The 15,957-nt window shown below is 64.3% G+C and carries 16 protein-coding genes and 1 tRNA gene; 7 read left to right on the top strand and 10 right to left on the bottom strand.

All coding sequences use genetic code 11. The annotated features are described in order from the left end of the window. Positions 1–7 precede the first annotated feature (7 nt). From argJ to NU688_RS16335, 4 genes are read left to right on the top strand one after another with little or no spacing between them, the layout of a single operon-like run. On the top strand, positions 8–1,237 hold the full coding sequence (argJ, locus tag NU688_RS16350; RefSeq protein WP_257861751.1) for a bifunctional glutamate N-acetyltransferase/amino-acid acetyltransferase ArgJ: 1,230 nt from the start codon (positions 8–10) through the stop codon (positions 1,235–1,237). Continuing rightward, on the top strand, positions 1,234–2,109 hold the full coding sequence (locus NU688_RS16345) for an ATP-binding protein (protein ID WP_093438874.1): 876 nt from the start codon (positions 1,234–1,236) through the stop codon (positions 2,107–2,109). Before argJ ends, NU688_RS16345 begins: the two co-directional genes overlap by 4 nt. Then, positions 2,106–2,567: a (deoxy)nucleoside triphosphate pyrophosphohydrolase gene (locus tag NU688_RS16340; protein WP_257861750.1), complete on the top strand. Its 462-nt coding sequence runs from the start codon at positions 2,106–2,108 to the stop codon at positions 2,565–2,567. Before NU688_RS16345 ends, NU688_RS16340 begins: the two co-directional genes overlap by 4 nt. A 55-nt stretch (positions 2,568–2,622) precedes the next feature. Further along, positions 2,623–4,569, top strand: a complete 1,947-nt coding sequence (locus NU688_RS16335) for an acyltransferase family protein (protein WP_257861749.1) — start codon at positions 2,623–2,625, stop codon at positions 4,567–4,569. Positions 4,570–4,584: 15 nt separating this feature from the next. On the opposite strand, the gene NU688_RS16330 is transcribed toward NU688_RS16335, so the two are convergent. The 10 genes from NU688_RS16330 to NU688_RS16285 form a co-directional block, all read right to left on the bottom strand. Next, the gene (locus tag NU688_RS16330; RefSeq protein WP_257861748.1) at positions 4,585–4,797 is read right to left on the bottom strand and encodes a DNA gyrase inhibitor YacG; all 213 of its coding nucleotides are present in this window, start codon (positions 4,795–4,797) and stop codon (positions 4,585–4,587) included. Further along, positions 4,794–5,549 (bottom strand): cell division protein ZapD, encoded by a 756-nt coding sequence (zapD, locus tag NU688_RS16325; RefSeq protein ID WP_257861746.1) that lies wholly within the window; start codon positions 5,547–5,549, stop codon positions 4,794–4,796. Before zapD ends, NU688_RS16330 begins: the two co-directional genes overlap by 4 nt. Before the next feature lie 36 nt (positions 5,550–5,585). After that, complete coding sequence (locus tag NU688_RS16320; RefSeq protein WP_257861745.1) at positions 5,586–6,599, bottom strand: hypothetical protein; 1,014 nt, start codon at positions 6,597–6,599, stop codon at positions 5,586–5,588. 12 nt (positions 6,600–6,611) lie between these two features. Next, a complete protein-coding gene (locus NU688_RS16315; RefSeq protein WP_257861744.1) occupies positions 6,612–8,105 on the bottom strand; it encodes an MBOAT family protein in 1,494 nt (497 codons plus the stop codon). A gap of 73 nt (positions 8,106–8,178) precedes the next feature. Beyond that, positions 8,179–8,787: a dephospho-CoA kinase gene (coaE, locus tag NU688_RS16310; protein WP_257861742.1), complete on the bottom strand. Its 609-nt coding sequence runs from the start codon at positions 8,785–8,787 to the stop codon at positions 8,179–8,181. A gap of 8 nt (positions 8,788–8,795) precedes the next feature. Then, positions 8,796–9,761 carry an A24 family peptidase gene (locus tag NU688_RS16305; RefSeq protein WP_257861741.1) on the bottom strand — a complete coding sequence of 322 codons (966 nt, stop codon included), beginning with the start codon at positions 9,759–9,761 and terminating at the stop codon, positions 8,796–8,798. Then, complete coding sequence (locus tag NU688_RS16300) at positions 9,761–10,993, bottom strand: type II secretion system F family protein (protein WP_257861740.1); 1,233 nt, start codon at positions 10,991–10,993, stop codon at positions 9,761–9,763. Before NU688_RS16300 ends, NU688_RS16305 begins: the two co-directional genes overlap by 1 nt. A gap of 24 nt (positions 10,994–11,017) precedes the next feature. Beyond that, on the bottom strand, positions 11,018–12,751 hold the full coding sequence (gene pilB / locus NU688_RS16295) for a type IV-A pilus assembly ATPase PilB (protein WP_257861739.1): 1,734 nt from the start codon (positions 12,749–12,751) through the stop codon (positions 11,018–11,020). A 112-nt stretch (positions 12,752–12,863) separates the two neighbouring features. Beyond that, positions 12,864–12,940: transfer RNA gene (locus NU688_RS16290), tRNA-Pro, on the bottom strand. 53 nt (positions 12,941–12,993) lie between these two features. Beyond that, entirely contained in the window at positions 12,994–13,986 is a 993-nt protein-coding gene (locus NU688_RS16285; RefSeq protein WP_257861738.1) for a polyprenyl synthetase family protein, read from the bottom strand. Positions 13,987–14,169: 183 nt separating this feature from the next. On the opposite strand from NU688_RS16285, the gene rplU reads away from it, so the two are divergent. The 3 genes from rplU (at position 14,170) to cgtA (ending at position 15,902) form a co-directional block, all read left to right on the top strand. Then, positions 14,170–14,481: a 50S ribosomal protein L21 gene (rplU, locus tag NU688_RS16280; protein ID WP_042578903.1), complete on the top strand. Its 312-nt coding sequence runs from the start codon at positions 14,170–14,172 to the stop codon at positions 14,479–14,481. Positions 14,482–14,493: 12 nt separating this feature from the next. After that, entirely contained in the window at positions 14,494–14,754 is a 261-nt protein-coding gene (gene rpmA, locus NU688_RS16275) for a 50S ribosomal protein L27 (RefSeq protein ID WP_257861735.1), read from the top strand. 71 nt (positions 14,755–14,825) lie between these two features. After that, positions 14,826–15,902, top strand: a complete 1,077-nt coding sequence (cgtA, locus tag NU688_RS16270; RefSeq protein ID WP_257861734.1) for an Obg family GTPase CgtA — start codon at positions 14,826–14,828, stop codon at positions 15,900–15,902. Positions 15,903–15,957 lie beyond the last annotated feature (55 nt).

Raw genomic sequence — 15,957 nt, 5'->3', positions numbered from 1 at the left:
GAACCCCATGCCCGTGAACTTGTCCGCCCCTGATCCCGCCGCCTTGTTCGCGGTGCCCGGCGTCCGCATCGGCGTGGCCGAAGCGGGTGTGCGAAAGGCCAACCGCAAGGACCTGACCGTCGTGCTGATCGACGAAGGCTCGGCGGTCGGCGGCGTGTTCACCCAGAACCGCTTCTGCGCGGCGCCGGTGCAGGTCTGCCGTGACCACCTGGCGGCCAACTACGGCATTCGCGCGATGGTGATCAACACCGGCAACGCCAATGCCGGCACCGGCGAAGACGGCCTGATGCGCACGCGCTCCACCTGCATCGCGCTCGCGCGCAAGCTGGAGATCGCGCCCGAGCAGATCCTGCCGTTCTCGACCGGCGTGATCATGGAGCCGCTGCCCGTGGACCGCATCGAAGCGGGCCTGCCCGCCGCGCTGGCCGATGCTTCGGAGAACCATTGGGCACGCGCCGCTGAAGGCATCATGACCACCGACACGATCCCCAAGGCGTTCAGCCAGAAGGTCCAGATCGGCGGCGCCACCGTCACCATCACCGGCATCAGCAAGGGCGCCGGCATGATCCGCCCGAACATGGCGACCATGCTCGGCTTCATGGCGACCGACGCGAAGATCGATCCGTCGCTGATCCAGCCGCTCGCGAAGCTCCTGGCCGATGGCTCGTTCAACCGCGTGACCATCGACGGCGACACCTCGACCAACGACTCGTTCGTCGTCATCGCCACGCAGAAGGCGTCCCACGCGACCGTCACCTCGCTCGAATCTGCCGAAGGCCAGGCGCTCGTGGCGGCCATGCAGAACGTGGCGCGCCTGCTGGCACAGGCCATCGTGCGCGACGGCGAAGGCGCGACCAAGTTCATCACCATCCAGGTCGAAGGCGGCCGCGATGCTGCCGAGTGCAAGCAGGTGGCCTACGCGATCGCGCATTCGCCGCTGGTGAAGACCGCGTTCTATGCCAGCGACCCGAACCTGGGCCGTATCCTGGCGGCCGTCGGCTATGCGGGCATCGCCGACCTCGATCAGACCGGCATCGACCTGTTCCTGGACGACGTGCACGTGGCGGTCAAGGGCGGACGCAACCCGTCGTACCGCGAGGAAGACGGCCAGCGCGTGATGAAGCAGAGCGAGATCACGGTGCGGGTCGGCCTCGGCCGCGGCAACGCCAGCGAGACCGTGTGGACCTGCGACTTCAGCCACGAATACGTGACCATCAACGCCGACTACCGGTCATGAACGAGCAGTTCCAGAAGCTGATCGAGCGCGCCGAGCAGCTCATTACCCGCATCGAATCGATCCTGCCGCAGCCGCTGTCGGCGCCAGCGGACTGGAACGCTTCCATCGCCTGGCGCTACCGCCGCCGCAACTCCGGCCATGGCGTGCTGGAGCCGGTGAAGCATGTGGCGACGATGGCGCTCGATTCGCTCAAGGAAATCGACGTCCAGAAGGAAAAGATCGAGCGCAACACGCGCCAGTTCGTCGAAGGCAAGCCGGCCAACAACGTGCTGCTGACGGGCGCACGCGGCACGGGCAAGTCGTCGCTGATCCGCGCCTGCCTGCAGGCCTATGCGCCGCAGGGGCTGCGCCTCATCGAGGTGGACAAGGCCGAGCTGGTCGACCTGCCCGACATCGTCGAAGTGGTCTCGCAGCGCCCCGAGAAGTTCATCGTGTTCAGCGACGACCTGAGCTTCGACGAGGGCGAGCCGGGCTACAAGGCGCTCAAGTCGATCCTCGACGGGTCGATTGCGGCATCGACGCCCAATGTGCTGATCTACGCGACCAGCAACCGGCGCCACCTGCTGCCCGAGTACATGAAGGAAAACCTCACCTACACCCACACCGACGATGGCGAGGTGCATCCGGGCGAGGTGATCGAGGAGAAGATTTCGCTGTCCGAGCGCTTCGGCCTCTGGGTGAGCTTCTACCCCTTCAGCCAGAACGAATACCTCACGATCGTGGGGCAGTGGCTGTCGTCTTTCGGTGTCGATGCAGCCGCCATCGCGGCGGCGCGGCCCGAGGCGCTGGTCTGGGCGCTCGAGCGCGGTTCCCGCAGCGGCCGCGTGGCCTACCAGTTCGCCCGCGACTACGCGGGGCGGAGCAACGCGTGAGCGCAGAGGAACAGAACGGCGCGCGCAAGCACACCGAGGTCGCGGTCGGCGTGCTGATCCGCCTGAGTGACGACGCCCTGCTGCTCTCGACCCGGCCCGAAGGCAAGGCCTACGCGGGCTACTGGGAGTTTCCGGGCGGCAAGATCGAAGCTGGCGAGACGGTCGAAGAGGCCCTGCGGCGCGAACTGCAGGAAGAGCTCGGCATCACCATCGAAGGCGCCTCGGTTTGGAAGGTCACCGAGCACGACTATCCGCATGCGCTGGTGCGCCTGCACTGGTGCAAGGTGACCGCCTGGACCGGTGAATTCGAGATGCGCGAAGGCCAGGCGATGGCGTGGCAGCAACTGCCGCTCGATGTGGCGCCGGTGCTGCCGGGCGCGCTGCCGGTGCTCGAATGGCTGGTGCAGGAGCGCGGCCTGCCCGCTTCGGCGGCGCTGGCCGTCTCGACGCTGGCCTGATGGGGTCGACCGGCCGGCACGACGGCCGCACGCTGCCCGAGGCCTGATCCCGAAGATGCATCCCAAGTACCGCCCCGACATCGATGGCCTGCGCGCCGTCGCCGTCGCGTCGGTGCTGGCCTTCCATGCGTTTCCCGATGCGCTGCCGGGCGGCTTCATCGGGGTCGACATCTTCTTCGTGATCTCGGGTTTCCTGATCACGACGATCATCATGCAGAGCCACGCGGCGAGCGATTTCAGCTACCGCGACTTCTATGCGCGACGCATCCGGCGGATCTTTCCGGCGTTGATGCTGGTGCTGGCGGCGACGCTGGCTTTCGGCTGGTATGCCCTGCTGCCGCGGGAGTTCGCCGAGCTCGGCAAGCAGGCCGCCGGCGGCACGGCCTTCGTGGCCAACTTCATCTTCTGGGGCGAGTCGGGGTACTTCGACACCGCCGCCGAGACCAAGCCGCTGCTGCACCTGTGGTCGCTCGGGATCGAGGAGCAGTTCTATATTTTCTGGCCGCTGTTGCTGGGCGTGGCGTGGCGGCGGCGCTGGCCGATCGTGCGACTGCTTTGGGTGATCGCAGTGGCGTCGTTCCTTGTCAACGTGACGACGGTGCATCCGTTCCGCGAGGCGGCGTTCTATTCGCCGGCCTCGCGTTTCTGGGAGCTGATGGTCGGCGGCATCCTGGCGTGCATGCGGCTCAAGCCCGTCGCGCCGAGCGTGTGGCGCAGCCATCTCCAGTCGGTGCTCGGCGTGGGGCTGATCGTGCTGGGGCTCGTGATGACGCGCAGCGACAAGGCCTTCCCGGGCTGGTGGGCGCTGCTGCCGACGCTGGGGGCCGTGAGCTGCATCGCGGCAGGGCCGGGCGGCGTGCTCAACAAGTACGTGCTCTCGAACCGGGTGATGGTGTGGATCGGCCTCATCAGCTATCCGCTCTACCTGTGGCACTGGCCGCTGCTGGTGTACGCGCGGATCGTGGAAGAGGGCAACCCGTCGGCCTGGGTGCGCGCGGGGGCGGTGGTCGCGAGCGTCTTGCTGGCGTGGGCCACCTACCGCTTTCTCGAGCGTTTCACCCGGGCGCGCACGAGCGTCGGCATGCTGCGCGCGCTGGCCGGTTCCGGCGTGGCGGTGGCGCTCGTCGGCGTGCTGGCGCTGGGCGGCATGCCTCCGCGCAACGGCAGCGACCTGCTGCGCAAGGTGACCGACGCCACGGTGGACGACAACTACTACGACGGCTTCAAACAGGAAAAGCTGGGAGCGCACAAGGTCGAGCGCACCGGCAACGGCGCGCGCAAGGTGCTGCTGATCGGCGACAGCCATGTGCAGCAGTACGCGCCGCGCGCACTGGAGCTCGCGCGCAGCGCGCCTGGGCAGATGGCCACCACGTATTTCGCGACCTATGGCGCCTGCCCGCCCGTGCCGGGTGTGCTGTCCGATGGCAACGAAGGTTGCGACAAGGCGCGCACCGGCATGCTCGAACTGGCGCTGAACCCGCAGATCGACACGGTCGTCGTCGGCGCCTGCTGGAACTGCTACTTCACCGGGAATTTCCCGCTGGCCTTCTACTTCCAGGACGGCGCGTCGGCCTATCCGATCAACAACGGCGGCCCGGGGCTCGAGCGCTCGCTCGACGCGCTCGAAAAGCTGCTGACCACGCTGATCCAGAGCAAGAAGAAGGTGTACCTGCTGCTGGACAACGCGCGCAGCGTGGAGTTCGAGCCGCGCCGCCTGATCGAGGGCAGCCGCATGGGGAAGATGACGGCGCTGACCAGCACCACCACCGGCCCGCTGCCGCCCGAGCAGGCGCAACTCAACGAGCGGTTGAAGCGCATTGCCGCATCGAGCGGTGCGGAAGCCATCGACGTGCTGGCGCAACTCTGCAAGTCGGGCGAGTGCGTGCGGTCCATGCCGGACGGCACACCGGTCTACAAGGACCGCGAGCACCTGCGGCCCTTCTACGTGCGGGCGCACGCGGGCTATCTGGACAAGGTGTTTCTCGGGGACGGCGGCCGCTAGACGGGCGCCGCCGGTCTACTGGAGCTTGGGGTCGCCGAACGGATCGTCGTCGGGCGGTGCTTCGGCCGGCATCCGGAATTCTTCGCTGGCCCAGGCGCCCAGATCGACGCCCTTGCAGCGTGCGCTGCAGAAAGGCCGATAGGGGTTGGAAGGCGCGTAGATGCTGTCGCCGCCACAACTGGGGCAACGGACGATCCGCTCGCCTTTGTCGTTCACCCGAGTCGTCATGCGCAAAGTGTCAGTTCGAAGGGCGCGTCTTCCGTGCTCTGGTGCAAACGGTCGTCGGCCTCGTGCCGCATGAGCCGGACCGAAACCATGAGGCGGTTGCCGCTGATTTCGGGGACCAGCCCGAGTCGGGGATCGATGCGCAGCCGCAGCAGCTGGAAGCTGCGCCCCTGCGGCAGGTTCTGCTGGAACTGCCCGTTCGTGGCGATGACCTTGTAGGGCACATCGGCGTCGCGCAGCAGCTTGAGCAGCAGGTAGATGGAGGAGGCCAGCGGCGAGAGCGTGTTCGACCAGCGCTCCAGGTCCGCGCGGCGGCTCGCTGGCGCGCGGTGCTGCCAGGCGAAATAGGCGGGCAGGTCGAATTCGCAGGTGCCGCCCGGAATGCCGGCGCGGCTGCGAATGCTCATGAGCCACTCGTTTTCGGTCAGCGCCTGGCCGGCCTTGCCGGCAACGCCGTTGAGGGCGGCGAAGTTGCCTTCGAGCTGGCCGACCACCTGGTCGAGCACCGTTTCGGCGATGGCCGGATTGCCCCGATAGCTGTTGAAGACGTTCTTGTGCTTGTCGAGGTCTCGCAGCACATCGGCCTTGAGGTCGGCGCGCGCCGCCACGTCCATGATCTCGAAGATCGTGATCAGGGCGTAGTGGTGGGACAGCGGCGATTCCGAGGGCACCAGTTCTCCGAGGCGACGGAACAGGTGTTCCAGCCTCAGGTAGGTGCGGATGCGCTCGTTGAAGGGGTACTCGTAAAGGATCACGCGTGTTTGTCGGTTTCCTGTCGCGGGATCATAACTTCAGGGTGATTTGGAAGGGGGCGTCGGAAGCACCTCGCGCACGGCGGCCAGCATGCGGTCGCCGAGCAGGAGCTGTCCGTGCATCGACATGTGAGTGTCGTTCGAGAAATAGAAGTCGCGAACCTGGGTGTGTTTCTCGCGTGTAAAAGCGTAGAGGTCGGGGCCTGTCAGCTTCGATTCGCGGAAGCCCGTTTCGAAATCCTTCGAGTAGTCGGGCTTCAGGTACACCGTGGTCTTGTTGGGGATCACCATCCACATGATCGGGATGGCGGTGTGCGCCGCTGTGAAGTTTTTCATCCACTCCAGGTGCGCGGGGGTCAGCGGGCCGTTGTCCTCGTCTTCGGCGAAGAAGGGCATCTTGTCGCACGCGTGGTGCGAGAAGTACTTGCAGCCGTCCGGCACCGGGCGCACCCAGGTGTTCCAGTCGAAGTAGGTGTCGGTTGCAGATTTTTTCGCTTTCCACGTGTTGTAGTACGTGGTGACGCCGGTCATGAACTGGACGTTCCAGTTGGGCGCGGGATCGGGCACGGTCTCGTCGGGCTTGACGAGGGGATGCGGCATGGCGTCGTAGGGCATGCGCATCTTCTGGCACTTCGCGCTGTCCTTGGTGCGGTCGCCCAGCAGGCGTTCGACGCTCTCGATGATGATCAGCTTGCCTTTGAAGCCCGAGCGCTGGACCCACTGGTCGAAGTCGCCGCACAGCGCGTTCTCGTACTGGCCCCAGTAGGAAGTCGAGACGCGGTAGCCGGCCGCAACGAGCTTGGACTGCCAACGGAAGGTCATGGAGAAGCTGTCGCCGATGACCATGATGTCGGCCTGATCGACCGGTGTGCCCTTGAGCAATGCGGGGTCGACCTTGGGCGGGGGCGCGGTCCAGCCGAATTCACGCTCGGACAGGCGCCCGATCCGCGTGAGGTCGCCGTAGGGAATGGGGCTGGTCAGCGAAACGATCCACAGCCCCATCAGCACGATGTAGCCGATGAAGAAGAACCGCAGCCAGACTTTCGCGGGCATCGTCATGTCGAATCAGAATTGGAAGTAGAGGAACGGGCTGTAGTTGCCCAGCTTCGAGACGCACCACGCGAACAGCGCGAAGGTGCCGATGGCCAGCACCGTGGTGGAGAGCCACGCCATGACCGGGCGGCCTGCAACGGCCTTCGGATGTGGAATCCAACGCTCGAGCGTGATCGTGGGCGGCAGCGCCAGGCAGATGACGATGCCGACCAGCAGGGTCTGGAAGAACTCGGGCTTGCGGAATGGAACCGGACCCAGCTCGCTGAACGCCGATGGCGGTGCGCCGTGCAGGCCGAGCATGCCCTTGTAGATGGCCATGGCCGTGTGCATGCCGTCGGCGCGGAAGACGATCCAGGCCACAACGACGCAGAGGAAGGTCAGGAACCAGCCCAGCACCCGGGCGATGCGGCCGGGCGTGGCGTTGCGCCGCACCTTGGCGTTCCAGAGGTGGTTGATCATCAGGAAGAGGCCGTGCAGGGCGCCCCAGATCACGAAGGTCCAGGCCGCGCCGTGCCAGAGGCCGCCCAGCAGCATCGTGAGGAACAGGTTCAGGTAGCGCCGGGCCGGGCCCTTGCGGTTGCCGCCCAGCGGCACGTAGAGGTAGTCGCGGAGGAACGTCGACAGCGAAATGTGCCAGCGGCGCCAGAACTCGATGATGTTGGTCGACTTGTAGGGCGAGCGGAAGTTGAGCGGCAGCTGCACGCCCAGGCACAGCGAGAGGCCGACCGCCATGTCCGAGTAGCCCGAGAAGTCGAAATAGATCTGCAGCGTGTAAGCGAGCGCGCCGAACCATGCGGTGTAGAGCGTGGGCTCGATGCCCTTGTGCACGCCGTTGAACATCATGTCGGCGTACTGCCCCAGCGGGTCGGCGATCAGGAGCTTCTTGGCCAGGCCGAAGACGAAGATCGCAATGCCGATCGCTACCTTGTTCGGGTCGAGCCGGTAGGTGGCGCTGTTCGCGAACTGCGGCATCATCTGCGCGTGATGCAGCACAGGGCCCGCGATCAGGTGCGGGAAGTAGGTCACGAACAGCAGGTAGTGGACGAAGCTGCGCTCGTGCACCTTGCCCTGCCAGCAGTCGACCAGGAAGGCGATCTGCGTGAAGGTATAGAACGAGATGCCGATCGGCAGCACGATGTGCACCAGATCGATTGGCGTGAGACCCGCCGCGACCAGTCCGGCGTCGACGTTTTCCAGGAAGAAGTTGGCGTACTTGAAGACGGCCAGCACGCCCAGGTTGACCACCAGTGCGCTGATCAGCAGCGTCTTGCGCTTGCGGTCGTCGCGGCCCGGTGCGGGGGACAGTTGCAGGCCGAACCAGTAGTTGACGCAGATCGAGCCCAGCAGCAGCGGCAGGGCCTGGACGCTCCACCAGCCGTAGAAGAAAAGCGAAGCCAGTGCGAGGAAGCCGGCGGCGGCGCGGGCGTTGCGCTTGCCGATCAGAAAGAACCCGATCAGGACCAGCGGGAAAAAGACAAAAATGAAGGGATACGAGTTGAAAAGCATCTCGGGGAGGGCACTGCGGCGAGCGCCTTTTTGTCGTAATCGTTATGCAGCCGCGGCAGCGGCAGGTCTCGGATTATCGCGTGGTGGCCGCAGCCCACTGCTTCCAGAGACCCTGCACTTCGGTTTCGAGTTCCACGAGCGTCAATGACTCATTGAAAATGACCGCGTCCGCGGCGGCCCGGCGTGCCGGGCGCGAGGCCTGCTGGGCGATCACCGCGTTGACGGCTTCGGGCGTCCAGCCCGAGCGCGCGACGACGCGCTTCAACTGGGTGGCCTCGGTGGCGTCGACCACCAGCACCCGGTCCACGATGGCGCGCCAGCGCCCGGATTCGACGAGAAGCGGCACGTCGAACACCACGACGGCGTCCTCGCCTGCGGCCGCAGCCTGGCGCTGGGTTTCCGTGCCGATCAGCGGGTGCAAGATGGATTCGAGCCGTAGCTTGGCACCCGCATCGGCGAACACGATCTGCCGCATGGCGGCCCTGTCGAGGCCGCCGTCCGCGGCGATGACGGTGCGGCCGAATGCAGCCTCGAGGGCAGGCATTGCGATGCCGCCGGCTTGCGCGATGCTGCGTGCGATCGCATCGGTATCGACCAGCACGGCGCCTTGGGCAACCAGCAGCCCGGCCACGGTGCTCTTGCCGCTGCCGATGCCGCCCGTGAGGCCGATGCGCCGCACCATGTGTGGTGTCAATGGACCAGCGCGCCGAGCGGGAACGCGAAGGGGATCCATTGCCTCACGAGTTCAGGGCCGATCGCCAGGCAGATGAGACCTGCGCCGGCCAGGAAGGGGCCGAAGGCGATCGGAATGTCCTTGTGCGCCAGCTTGCCGACGAAGCGCAGAGTAAGACCGATCACGGCGCCCACCAGCGAAGAGACGAGGATGATGGCGATGAGGTAGTCGGCACCGAGCCAGACGCCCAGCGCCGCGAGCAGTTTGAAGTCTCCATAGCCCATGCCCTCCTTGCCCGTGACCAGGCGGTAGGCATGGTACACAAGCCAGAGGCTGAGGTAGCCGAACACCGCGCCCCACACGGCCGAGCTCAGAGGCACGCCGGTCCAGCCCATGGCCGCACCGACAAGGCCGAGCCAGAGGAGGGTGTAGTTCAGCGAATCGGGCAGGAACTGGGTGTCGAAATCGATCAGGAACTGGCAGATCAGCAGCGCGGCGAACGCCGCCCACAACGCGCCCGTGGGGGTAAGGCCGAAACGCCAGCCGCACAGGGCGAACAGGGCGCCTGTGACCAACTCGACCAATGGATAGCGCGGACTGATCGAGGTCTTGCATGACGCACAGCGGCCGCGCAGGAGCAGGTAGCTCAGGACCGGGATGTTCTGGTACCAGCGGATCTTGTGGCCGCAGGCGCCGCAGCGAGATGCGGGGCGAGTGAGGTCGAAGGGAGGAAGCTTCTCGATAGCCATGGCGGCCTTGTCCGCTGCGGCTTCGAGTCCTGCGGGCGGTGTGGCCTTGGGGCCGAAAACCAGCGACCACAGCGAGGGCACGTCCTTCGACGTCATCAGGTTGGCGACGGCATCGGAGAGCCAGTCCCGGTACATCATGACTGGAGTCCGGTAGATCACGACATTCAGGAAGCTGCCGATCAATAGCCCCAGCACGCCGGCCAGCGCGGCGTCGAACCCTTGCGAAACCGGCATCAGACGACTTGGCCGAGCTTGAAGATGGGCAGGTACATCGACACCACGATCCCACCGATGATCACGCCGAGGAACACGATGATGATGGGCTCCATCAGGCTGGAGAGGCCGGCGACCATGTCGTCCACTTCGGATTCGTAGAAGTCGGCCGCCTTGCCCAGCATGTGGTCGATGGAGCCGGACTCTTCGCCGATGGCAGTCATCTGGATCACCATTGAGGGGAAGAGATTGACGTTGGTCATGGCTGCGGTCAGGCTGGTGCCGGTCGAGACCTCCTGCTGAATCTTGGCCGTGGCGTCGCCATAGACGGAATTGCCGGAGGCGCCTCCCACCGAATCCAGGGCCTCGACCAACGGCACGCCGGCAGCAAACATCGTGGCGAGCGTTCTCGTCCAGCGTGCGATGCAGGATTTTTCAATCAGCGTGCCAAAAATCGGTATGCGCAGAACCAAGCGGTCCATGAACTTCTGCATGCGCTCGTTGCGCTTCCATGCCTGCATGAAAAAGTAAAACCCGCCACCGATGCCTCCGAAGATCAACCACCAGTAGGACACGAAGAACTCGCTCATTGCCATCACGAACAGCGTTGGTGCTGGCAAGTCAGCTCCGAACGAGGTGAACACCTGTTTGAAGGCCGGGATCACGAAGATCATGATGATCGCGACCACGATGAACGCGACGACCACCACTGAGGTCGGATACATCAATGCCGACTTGATCTTGGACTTGATCGCTTCGGTCTTTTCCATGTAGGTGGCAAGGCGGTCCAGCAGATCCTCCAAGATACCGGCCGCTTCGCCCGCTTCCACGAGATTGCAGTACAGGTTGTCGAAATACTTCGGGAACTTGCGGAAGGCGGCCGAAAGCGATGTACCGGTTTCCACATCGCTGCGGATGTCGTTGAGCAACTTCGCCACGCTCGCATTTGCATTGCCGCGTCCAACGATGTCAAAGGACTGAAGCAATGGCACGCCGGCCTTCATCATCGTCGCCAATTGGCGCGTGAAGATCGCGATGTCCTTGGGCTTGATGGCCTTGCCCGAGCGCATGCGGCGCTTCTTGATCTTGGAGGCGAGCACGCCCTGGCGGCGCAGCGCCGCCTGCACTTGGTTCTCGCCGGCGGCCCGAAGTTCGCCGCGCACCAGCTTGCCGTTGCGGTCCTTGCCTTCCCATTCGAAGACAAATTCCTTGTGCGTGACCTGGGAGGAGCGGGGGGATGCCACTGTTGCCATTCGATCTCCGGTATTCGGTGTTCGTTATTGGTTGGTGCAGGCCACCACTTCTTCGAGCGAAGTGAGACCCTGCTTGACTTTTCCGAGGCCCGACTGGCGCAGCGAGCGCACGCCCTCGGCTTCGGATTGCTGTGCGATGTCGAGCGCGCTGCCATCGCGCAGGATGATTTCCTGGATGGCCTCGGTGATCGGCATCACCTGGTAGATGCCGACCCGGCCCTTGTAGCCGCCGCTGCATGCAGAGCAGCCGACTGGGCGGTAAGGCTTCCAGGAGCCATCCAGGTCTGCTTCCTGGAAGCCAGCTTCGAGCAACGCTTCACGCGGGATGTCGATCGGCACGCGGCACACGGTGCATAGGCGGCGTGCCAGCCGCTGCGCAGTGATCAGGATCACGCTCGATGCAATGTTGAACGGCGCGATGCCCATGTTGCGCATGCGCGTGAGCGTGGTTGGTGCGTCGTTGGTGTGCAGCGTCGAGAGCACCAGATGGCCGGTCTGCGCGGCCTTGATTGAGATATCGGCGGTTTCCAAGTCGCGGATTTCGCCGACCATGATGATGTCGGGATCCTGGCGCAGAAAGGCTCGCAGCGCTGCGGCGAAGGTCAGTCCGGCCCGTTCGTTGACGTTGACCTGGTTGACGCCGGGCAGGTTGATTTCGGACGGGTCTTCCGCCGTCGCGATGTTGACGCCCGGCTGGTTCAGCAGGTTCAGGCAGGTGTAGAGCGACACCGTCTTGCCCGAGCCCGTGGGACCGGTCACGAGCACCATTCCATAAGGGCGGCCGATCGCATAGAGCAGCCGTTCCTTTTCGACGGCGTCGTAGCCGAGGGCATCGATGCCCATCCGCGCGCTGCTCGGGTCAAGAATACGAACCACGATCTTCTCGCCGAACAGCGTGGGCAACGTGCTCACGCGAAAATCGATCACGCGGTCCGGCCCGATCTTGAGCTTCATGCGGCCGTCCTGCGGCACGCGCTTCTCGGAAATGTCGAGCCGGGAAATGACCTTGATGCGGGACGCCAGCTTGTCCTTGATGACGGTGGGCGGACTCGCGATTTCGCGCAGTTCGCCGTCGACTCGGAAACGCACGCGGTAGTGATGCTCGTAGGGTTCGAAGTGAATGTCCGAGGCGCGCATGCTGACGGCGTCGAGCAGCATCTTGTGCAGAAAGCGCACGACCGGCGCATCTTCGACCTCGGCAACAGCTTGTTCGCTGACATCGCCCGAGGTGTCGGCGGTCACATCGTCGAATTCGAACTCGGTACCGACGATGCTGTTGATGGTTTCCGCCGCACTCGCTGCGGCTGCTTCGATCATTCGCGAGAGCTTGTCGTACTCCGCGATGACCCAGTCGACGCCCATCTGGGAGGCGAACTTGATCTTCTCCGCCGCCTGCTGGTCCGACGGATCGGCAGTCGCAACGATGAGACGGTTGTTGCGCTTGCTGAGGACGACGATGCGGTACGCCAGACACAGCTTCGGATCGAGCAGGTCCTTGGGCAGGCGCTGGTGATCGATCGCATCCAGATCGAGCAGCGGGGCGCCGAAGGCGGTGGAAAGGGTGTGGGCGAGATCCGCTGCCGAGACGGCGCCAGTGCCGGTCAGCTCGGCGATGAAGCTGGTGCGGCCGCTCAGGGACTTCTGGTAGATGTCCTCTGCGATTCTTGCAGGCAGTTTGCCGGCCGAAACGAGAGCGCGCGCCAAGCCCGGGAGGGCGATTTGCGAGAGTTCTTTGACTGGAAGTTCGGCAGCGGCCATTCAGCGAATGCAAAAGATGTGAGAAAGTGCTTCACGATCATCGCTCATCGCCCCTGTGCTGTAAATCGCTACACAGCAACAGGCATGGCCATTATTTGTGCCAGCCAAAGGCTGGTCGGGGTGAGAGGATTCGAACCTCCGGCCTCTACGTCCCGAACGTAGCGCTCTACCAGGCTAAGCTACACCCCGATTGGTTGCAAGAAAAAAGAAGTCGTCCTAGATGCCAACTCTGGTGAGGTGTTTCAGGCACGTCGCTCAAGCAACTGAGCCGCCAATTGTAGCAAACCGGAAGCATGCGAATTGGAGGGGAAGTCGCGCAGTGCATCGATCGCGCGTTTGGCTTCGGCTGCGGCGGCTGCGCGGGACGCATCCAGCGCACCGGTTTCGCGAACGATCTCCACCACCTTGCCCAACTGAGCGGTGTCGCCGGCCTCGATGGCGGCGCGCACCAATCCGCTTTGTGCCGGAGTACCGCGCTGCATCGCAAAAATGAGAGGAAGCGTGGTCTTGCCTTCGCGGAGGTCGTCGCCGACGTTCTTTCCGGTTTCCTGGGCGTCGCCTGCGTAATCAAGAACATCGTCGATCACTTGGAAGGCGGTGCCCAGCGCTTGTCCATAAGTGGCGCAGGCTTCCTCGACTTCCGGCGCGACGCCGGCCAGCACGGCGGCGAGCCGGGTGCTTGCTTCGAAAAGCTTGGCGGTCTTCGAGCGGATCACACGCAGGTACGCCGTTTCGTCCAGCGACGCGTCGTGCATGTTCATCAACTGAAGCACCTCGCCCTCGGCGATCACGTTGGTAGCTTCCGCCAGGATTTCCATGACGCGGATGTTGTTTGCATCCAACATCATCTGGAATGCGCGCGAGTACAGAAAGTCGCCAACCAGCACGCTGGCCGGGTTGCCGAAGGATTCGTTGGCGGTTGCTCGCCCGCGTCGCAGGGTCGATTCGTCAACCACGTCGTCGTGCAGCAGTGTGGCGGTGTGGATGAACTCCACCACGGCGGCCAGGTTGAAGCGTTGTTCGCCCGTGTAGCCCAGTGCGCCGGACATCAGCAGCAGCAGCGCAGGCCGCAGGCGCTTGCCGCCAGCAGAGATGATGTATTTGGAGACTTGGCTGACCAGCGGCACGCCCGTGTCGAGGCGGCGTGCGATCACGCGGTCGACTTCGACCATGTCGCCGGCAATCAGGTCCAGCACGGTGGCGGTGGGGGAGGTGTCGGCGGCGGGGACTGGCAAAGCGGGGGCGCGAGGCGCTGCTGAAGGTGAAGGCGGCCCAGGGACCGGAAGGCGTAAATTATAGGGAGGGTGGCCTGCTTGCCGGGGCTTGGCGGAGGCAATGGGTGTTAGCGAGCACAAACCGCGCTATAATCTTGGGCTCTGCGGAATTCGCTGCAGAGACTCATTTCTAAGAGGTCTTACATGTACGCGGTCATAAAAACCGGCGGCAAGCAGTATCGCGTTGCTTCCGGCGAAAAAATTAAAGTAGAACAGATTGCTGCGGACGTAGGCCAGGAAATCGTGATCGACCAGGTTCTGGCCGTCGGAAACGGCGCTGAAATCAAGGTTGGCACGCCCCTGGTGTCCGGCGCAACGGTGACAGTCACGGTACTGTCGCACGGCAAGCACGACAAGGTCGGCATCTTCAAGATGCGCCGTCGCAAGCATTATCAGAAACGTCAAGGCCATCGCCAGCAGTTCACCGAACTGCAAATCGGCGCGATCGCCGGCTAAGGAGCACATTCCATGGCACAGAAAAAAGGCGGCGGCTCAACGCGAAACGGGCGCGATTCCAAGCCCAAGATGCTCGGCGTGAAGGCCTTCGGCGGCGAACTGATCAGCGCAGGCTCGATCATCGTGCGCCAGCGCGGTACCGTGTTCCATCCCGGCGTGAATGTCGGCGTGGGCAAGGACCACACGCTGTTTGCCCTGGTCGACGGCCACGTGTCGTTCGGTCACAAGGGTGCGCTCAACAAGCACATGGTCAACGTGACCCCCGCGGCGTAAGCCTCGCGTCACTTCGATCAGCCCGAGGCCCCGCTTTGCCGGGGCTTCTTCATTTGTAAACTGGACATCCCATGAAGTTCGTCGACGAAGCCTTCATCGACATCGCCGCCGGCGATGGCGGCAACGGCTGCGTGTCGTTCCGTCATGAGAAGTACAAGGAATTCGGCGGCCCCAACGGCGGCGACGGCGGTCGCGGCGGCCACGTTTTCGCGGTGGCCGACTCGAACCTCAATACCCTGGTCGATTTCCGCTATTCGCGCCGGCACGAAGCCAGGCGCGGCGAGCACGGCATGGGCTCCGACATGTTCGGCGCCGCGGGCGACGACATCACGCTCAAGGTGCCGGTCGGCACGATCATTACCGATGCCGAAACGGGCGAAGTGCTGTACGAACTCCTGACCGAAGGCGAGGTCATCACCATCGCCAAGGGCGGCGACGGTGGTTTCGGCAACATGCGTTTCAAGAGCGCCATCAACCGCGCGCCGCGCCAGAAGACGCCCGGCTGGCCTGGTGAAAAGAAGAGCCTGAAGCTCGAACTGAAGGTGCTGGCCGACGTCGGCCTGCTCGGCATGCCGAATGCGGGCAAGTCGACGCTGATCAGCGCCATCTCGAACGCGCGGCCGCGTATCGCCGACTATCCCTTCACCACCCTGCATCCGAATCTCGGCGTCGTGCGCGTCGGCCCGGAGCAGAGCTTTGTGGTGGCCGACCTGCCTGGCTTGATCGAAGGCGCATCCGAAGGCGCCGGTCTCGGCCACCTCTTCCTGCGCCATCTGCAACGCACGCGGCTGCTGCTGCATGTGATCGACATGGCGCCGTTCGACGACGCCATCGATCCGGTTGCCCAGGCCAAGGCCATCGTGGGCGAGCTGAAGAAATACGATGCCGCGCTGTACGACAAGCCGCGCTGGCTGGTGTTGAACAAGCTCGACATGGTGCCCGGCGACGAGCGCGCGGCGTTGGTCAAGGACTTCGTCAAGCGCCTGCGCTTCAAGGGCCCGGTGTTCGAGATATCGGCACTCACGCGCGAGGGCTGCGAGCATCTGGTGCAGGCTGTCTACCAGCAGGTCAAGGCCCAGCAGGTGGCGGAACAGGAGCCAGTCGAGGTCGATCCGCGCTTTGTCCAGCTGCCGCCCGATCCGGCCTGAGTGCGGCAGGGCATCGACATCGATGCGACTCCATAGATAGCAAAATCAGCAGCAT

The organism is Variovorax sp. ZS18.2.2, from assembly GCF_024701975.1.
Taxonomy (GTDB): domain Bacteria; phylum Pseudomonadota; class Gammaproteobacteria; order Burkholderiales; family Burkholderiaceae_C; genus Variovorax.
This window is presented reverse-complemented; position numbering and strand designations above follow the sequence as displayed.

Bases quoted from the DNA above. Each gene is read 5' to 3' on its own strand.
- NU688_RS16345 (WP_093438874.1), top strand. From the start codon at position 1,234: ATGAACGAGCAGTTCCAGAAGCTGATCGAGCGCGCCGAGCAGCTCATT.
- pilB (WP_257861739.1), bottom strand. From the start codon at position 12,751: ATGGCCGCTGCCGAACTTCCAGTCAAAGAACTCTCGCAAATCGCCCTC.
- NU688_RS16305 (WP_257861741.1), bottom strand. From the start codon at position 9,761: ATGCCGGTTTCGCAAGGGTTCGACGCCGCGCTGGCCGGCGTGCTGGGG.
- rpmA (WP_257861735.1), top strand. From the start codon at position 14,494: ATGGCACAGAAAAAAGGCGGCGGCTCAACGCGAAACGGGCGCGATTCC.
- NU688_RS16320 (WP_257861745.1), bottom strand. From the start codon at position 6,599: ATGCCCGCGAAAGTCTGGCTGCGGTTCTTCTTCATCGGCTACATCGTG.
- NU688_RS16330 (WP_257861748.1), bottom strand. From the start codon at position 4,797: ATGACGACTCGGGTGAACGACAAAGGCGAGCGGATCGTCCGTTGCCCC.
- NU688_RS16315 (WP_257861744.1), bottom strand. From the start codon at position 8,105: ATGCTTTTCAACTCGTATCCCTTCATTTTTGTCTTTTTCCCGCTGGTC.
- cgtA (WP_257861734.1), top strand. From the start codon at position 14,826: ATGAAGTTCGTCGACGAAGCCTTCATCGACATCGCCGCCGGCGATGGC.
- rplU (WP_042578903.1), top strand. From the start codon at position 14,170: ATGTACGCGGTCATAAAAACCGGCGGCAAGCAGTATCGCGTTGCTTCC.
- argJ (WP_257861751.1), top strand. From the start codon at position 8: ATGCCCGTGAACTTGTCCGCCCCTGATCCCGCCGCCTTGTTCGCGGTG.
- NU688_RS16300 (WP_257861740.1), bottom strand. From the start codon at position 10,993: ATGGCAACAGTGGCATCCCCCCGCTCCTCCCAGGTCACGCACAAGGAA.
- coaE (WP_257861742.1), bottom strand. From the start codon at position 8,787: ATGGTGCGGCGCATCGGCCTCACGGGCGGCATCGGCAGCGGCAAGAGC.
- NU688_RS16335 (WP_257861749.1), top strand. From the start codon at position 2,623: ATGCATCCCAAGTACCGCCCCGACATCGATGGCCTGCGCGCCGTCGCC.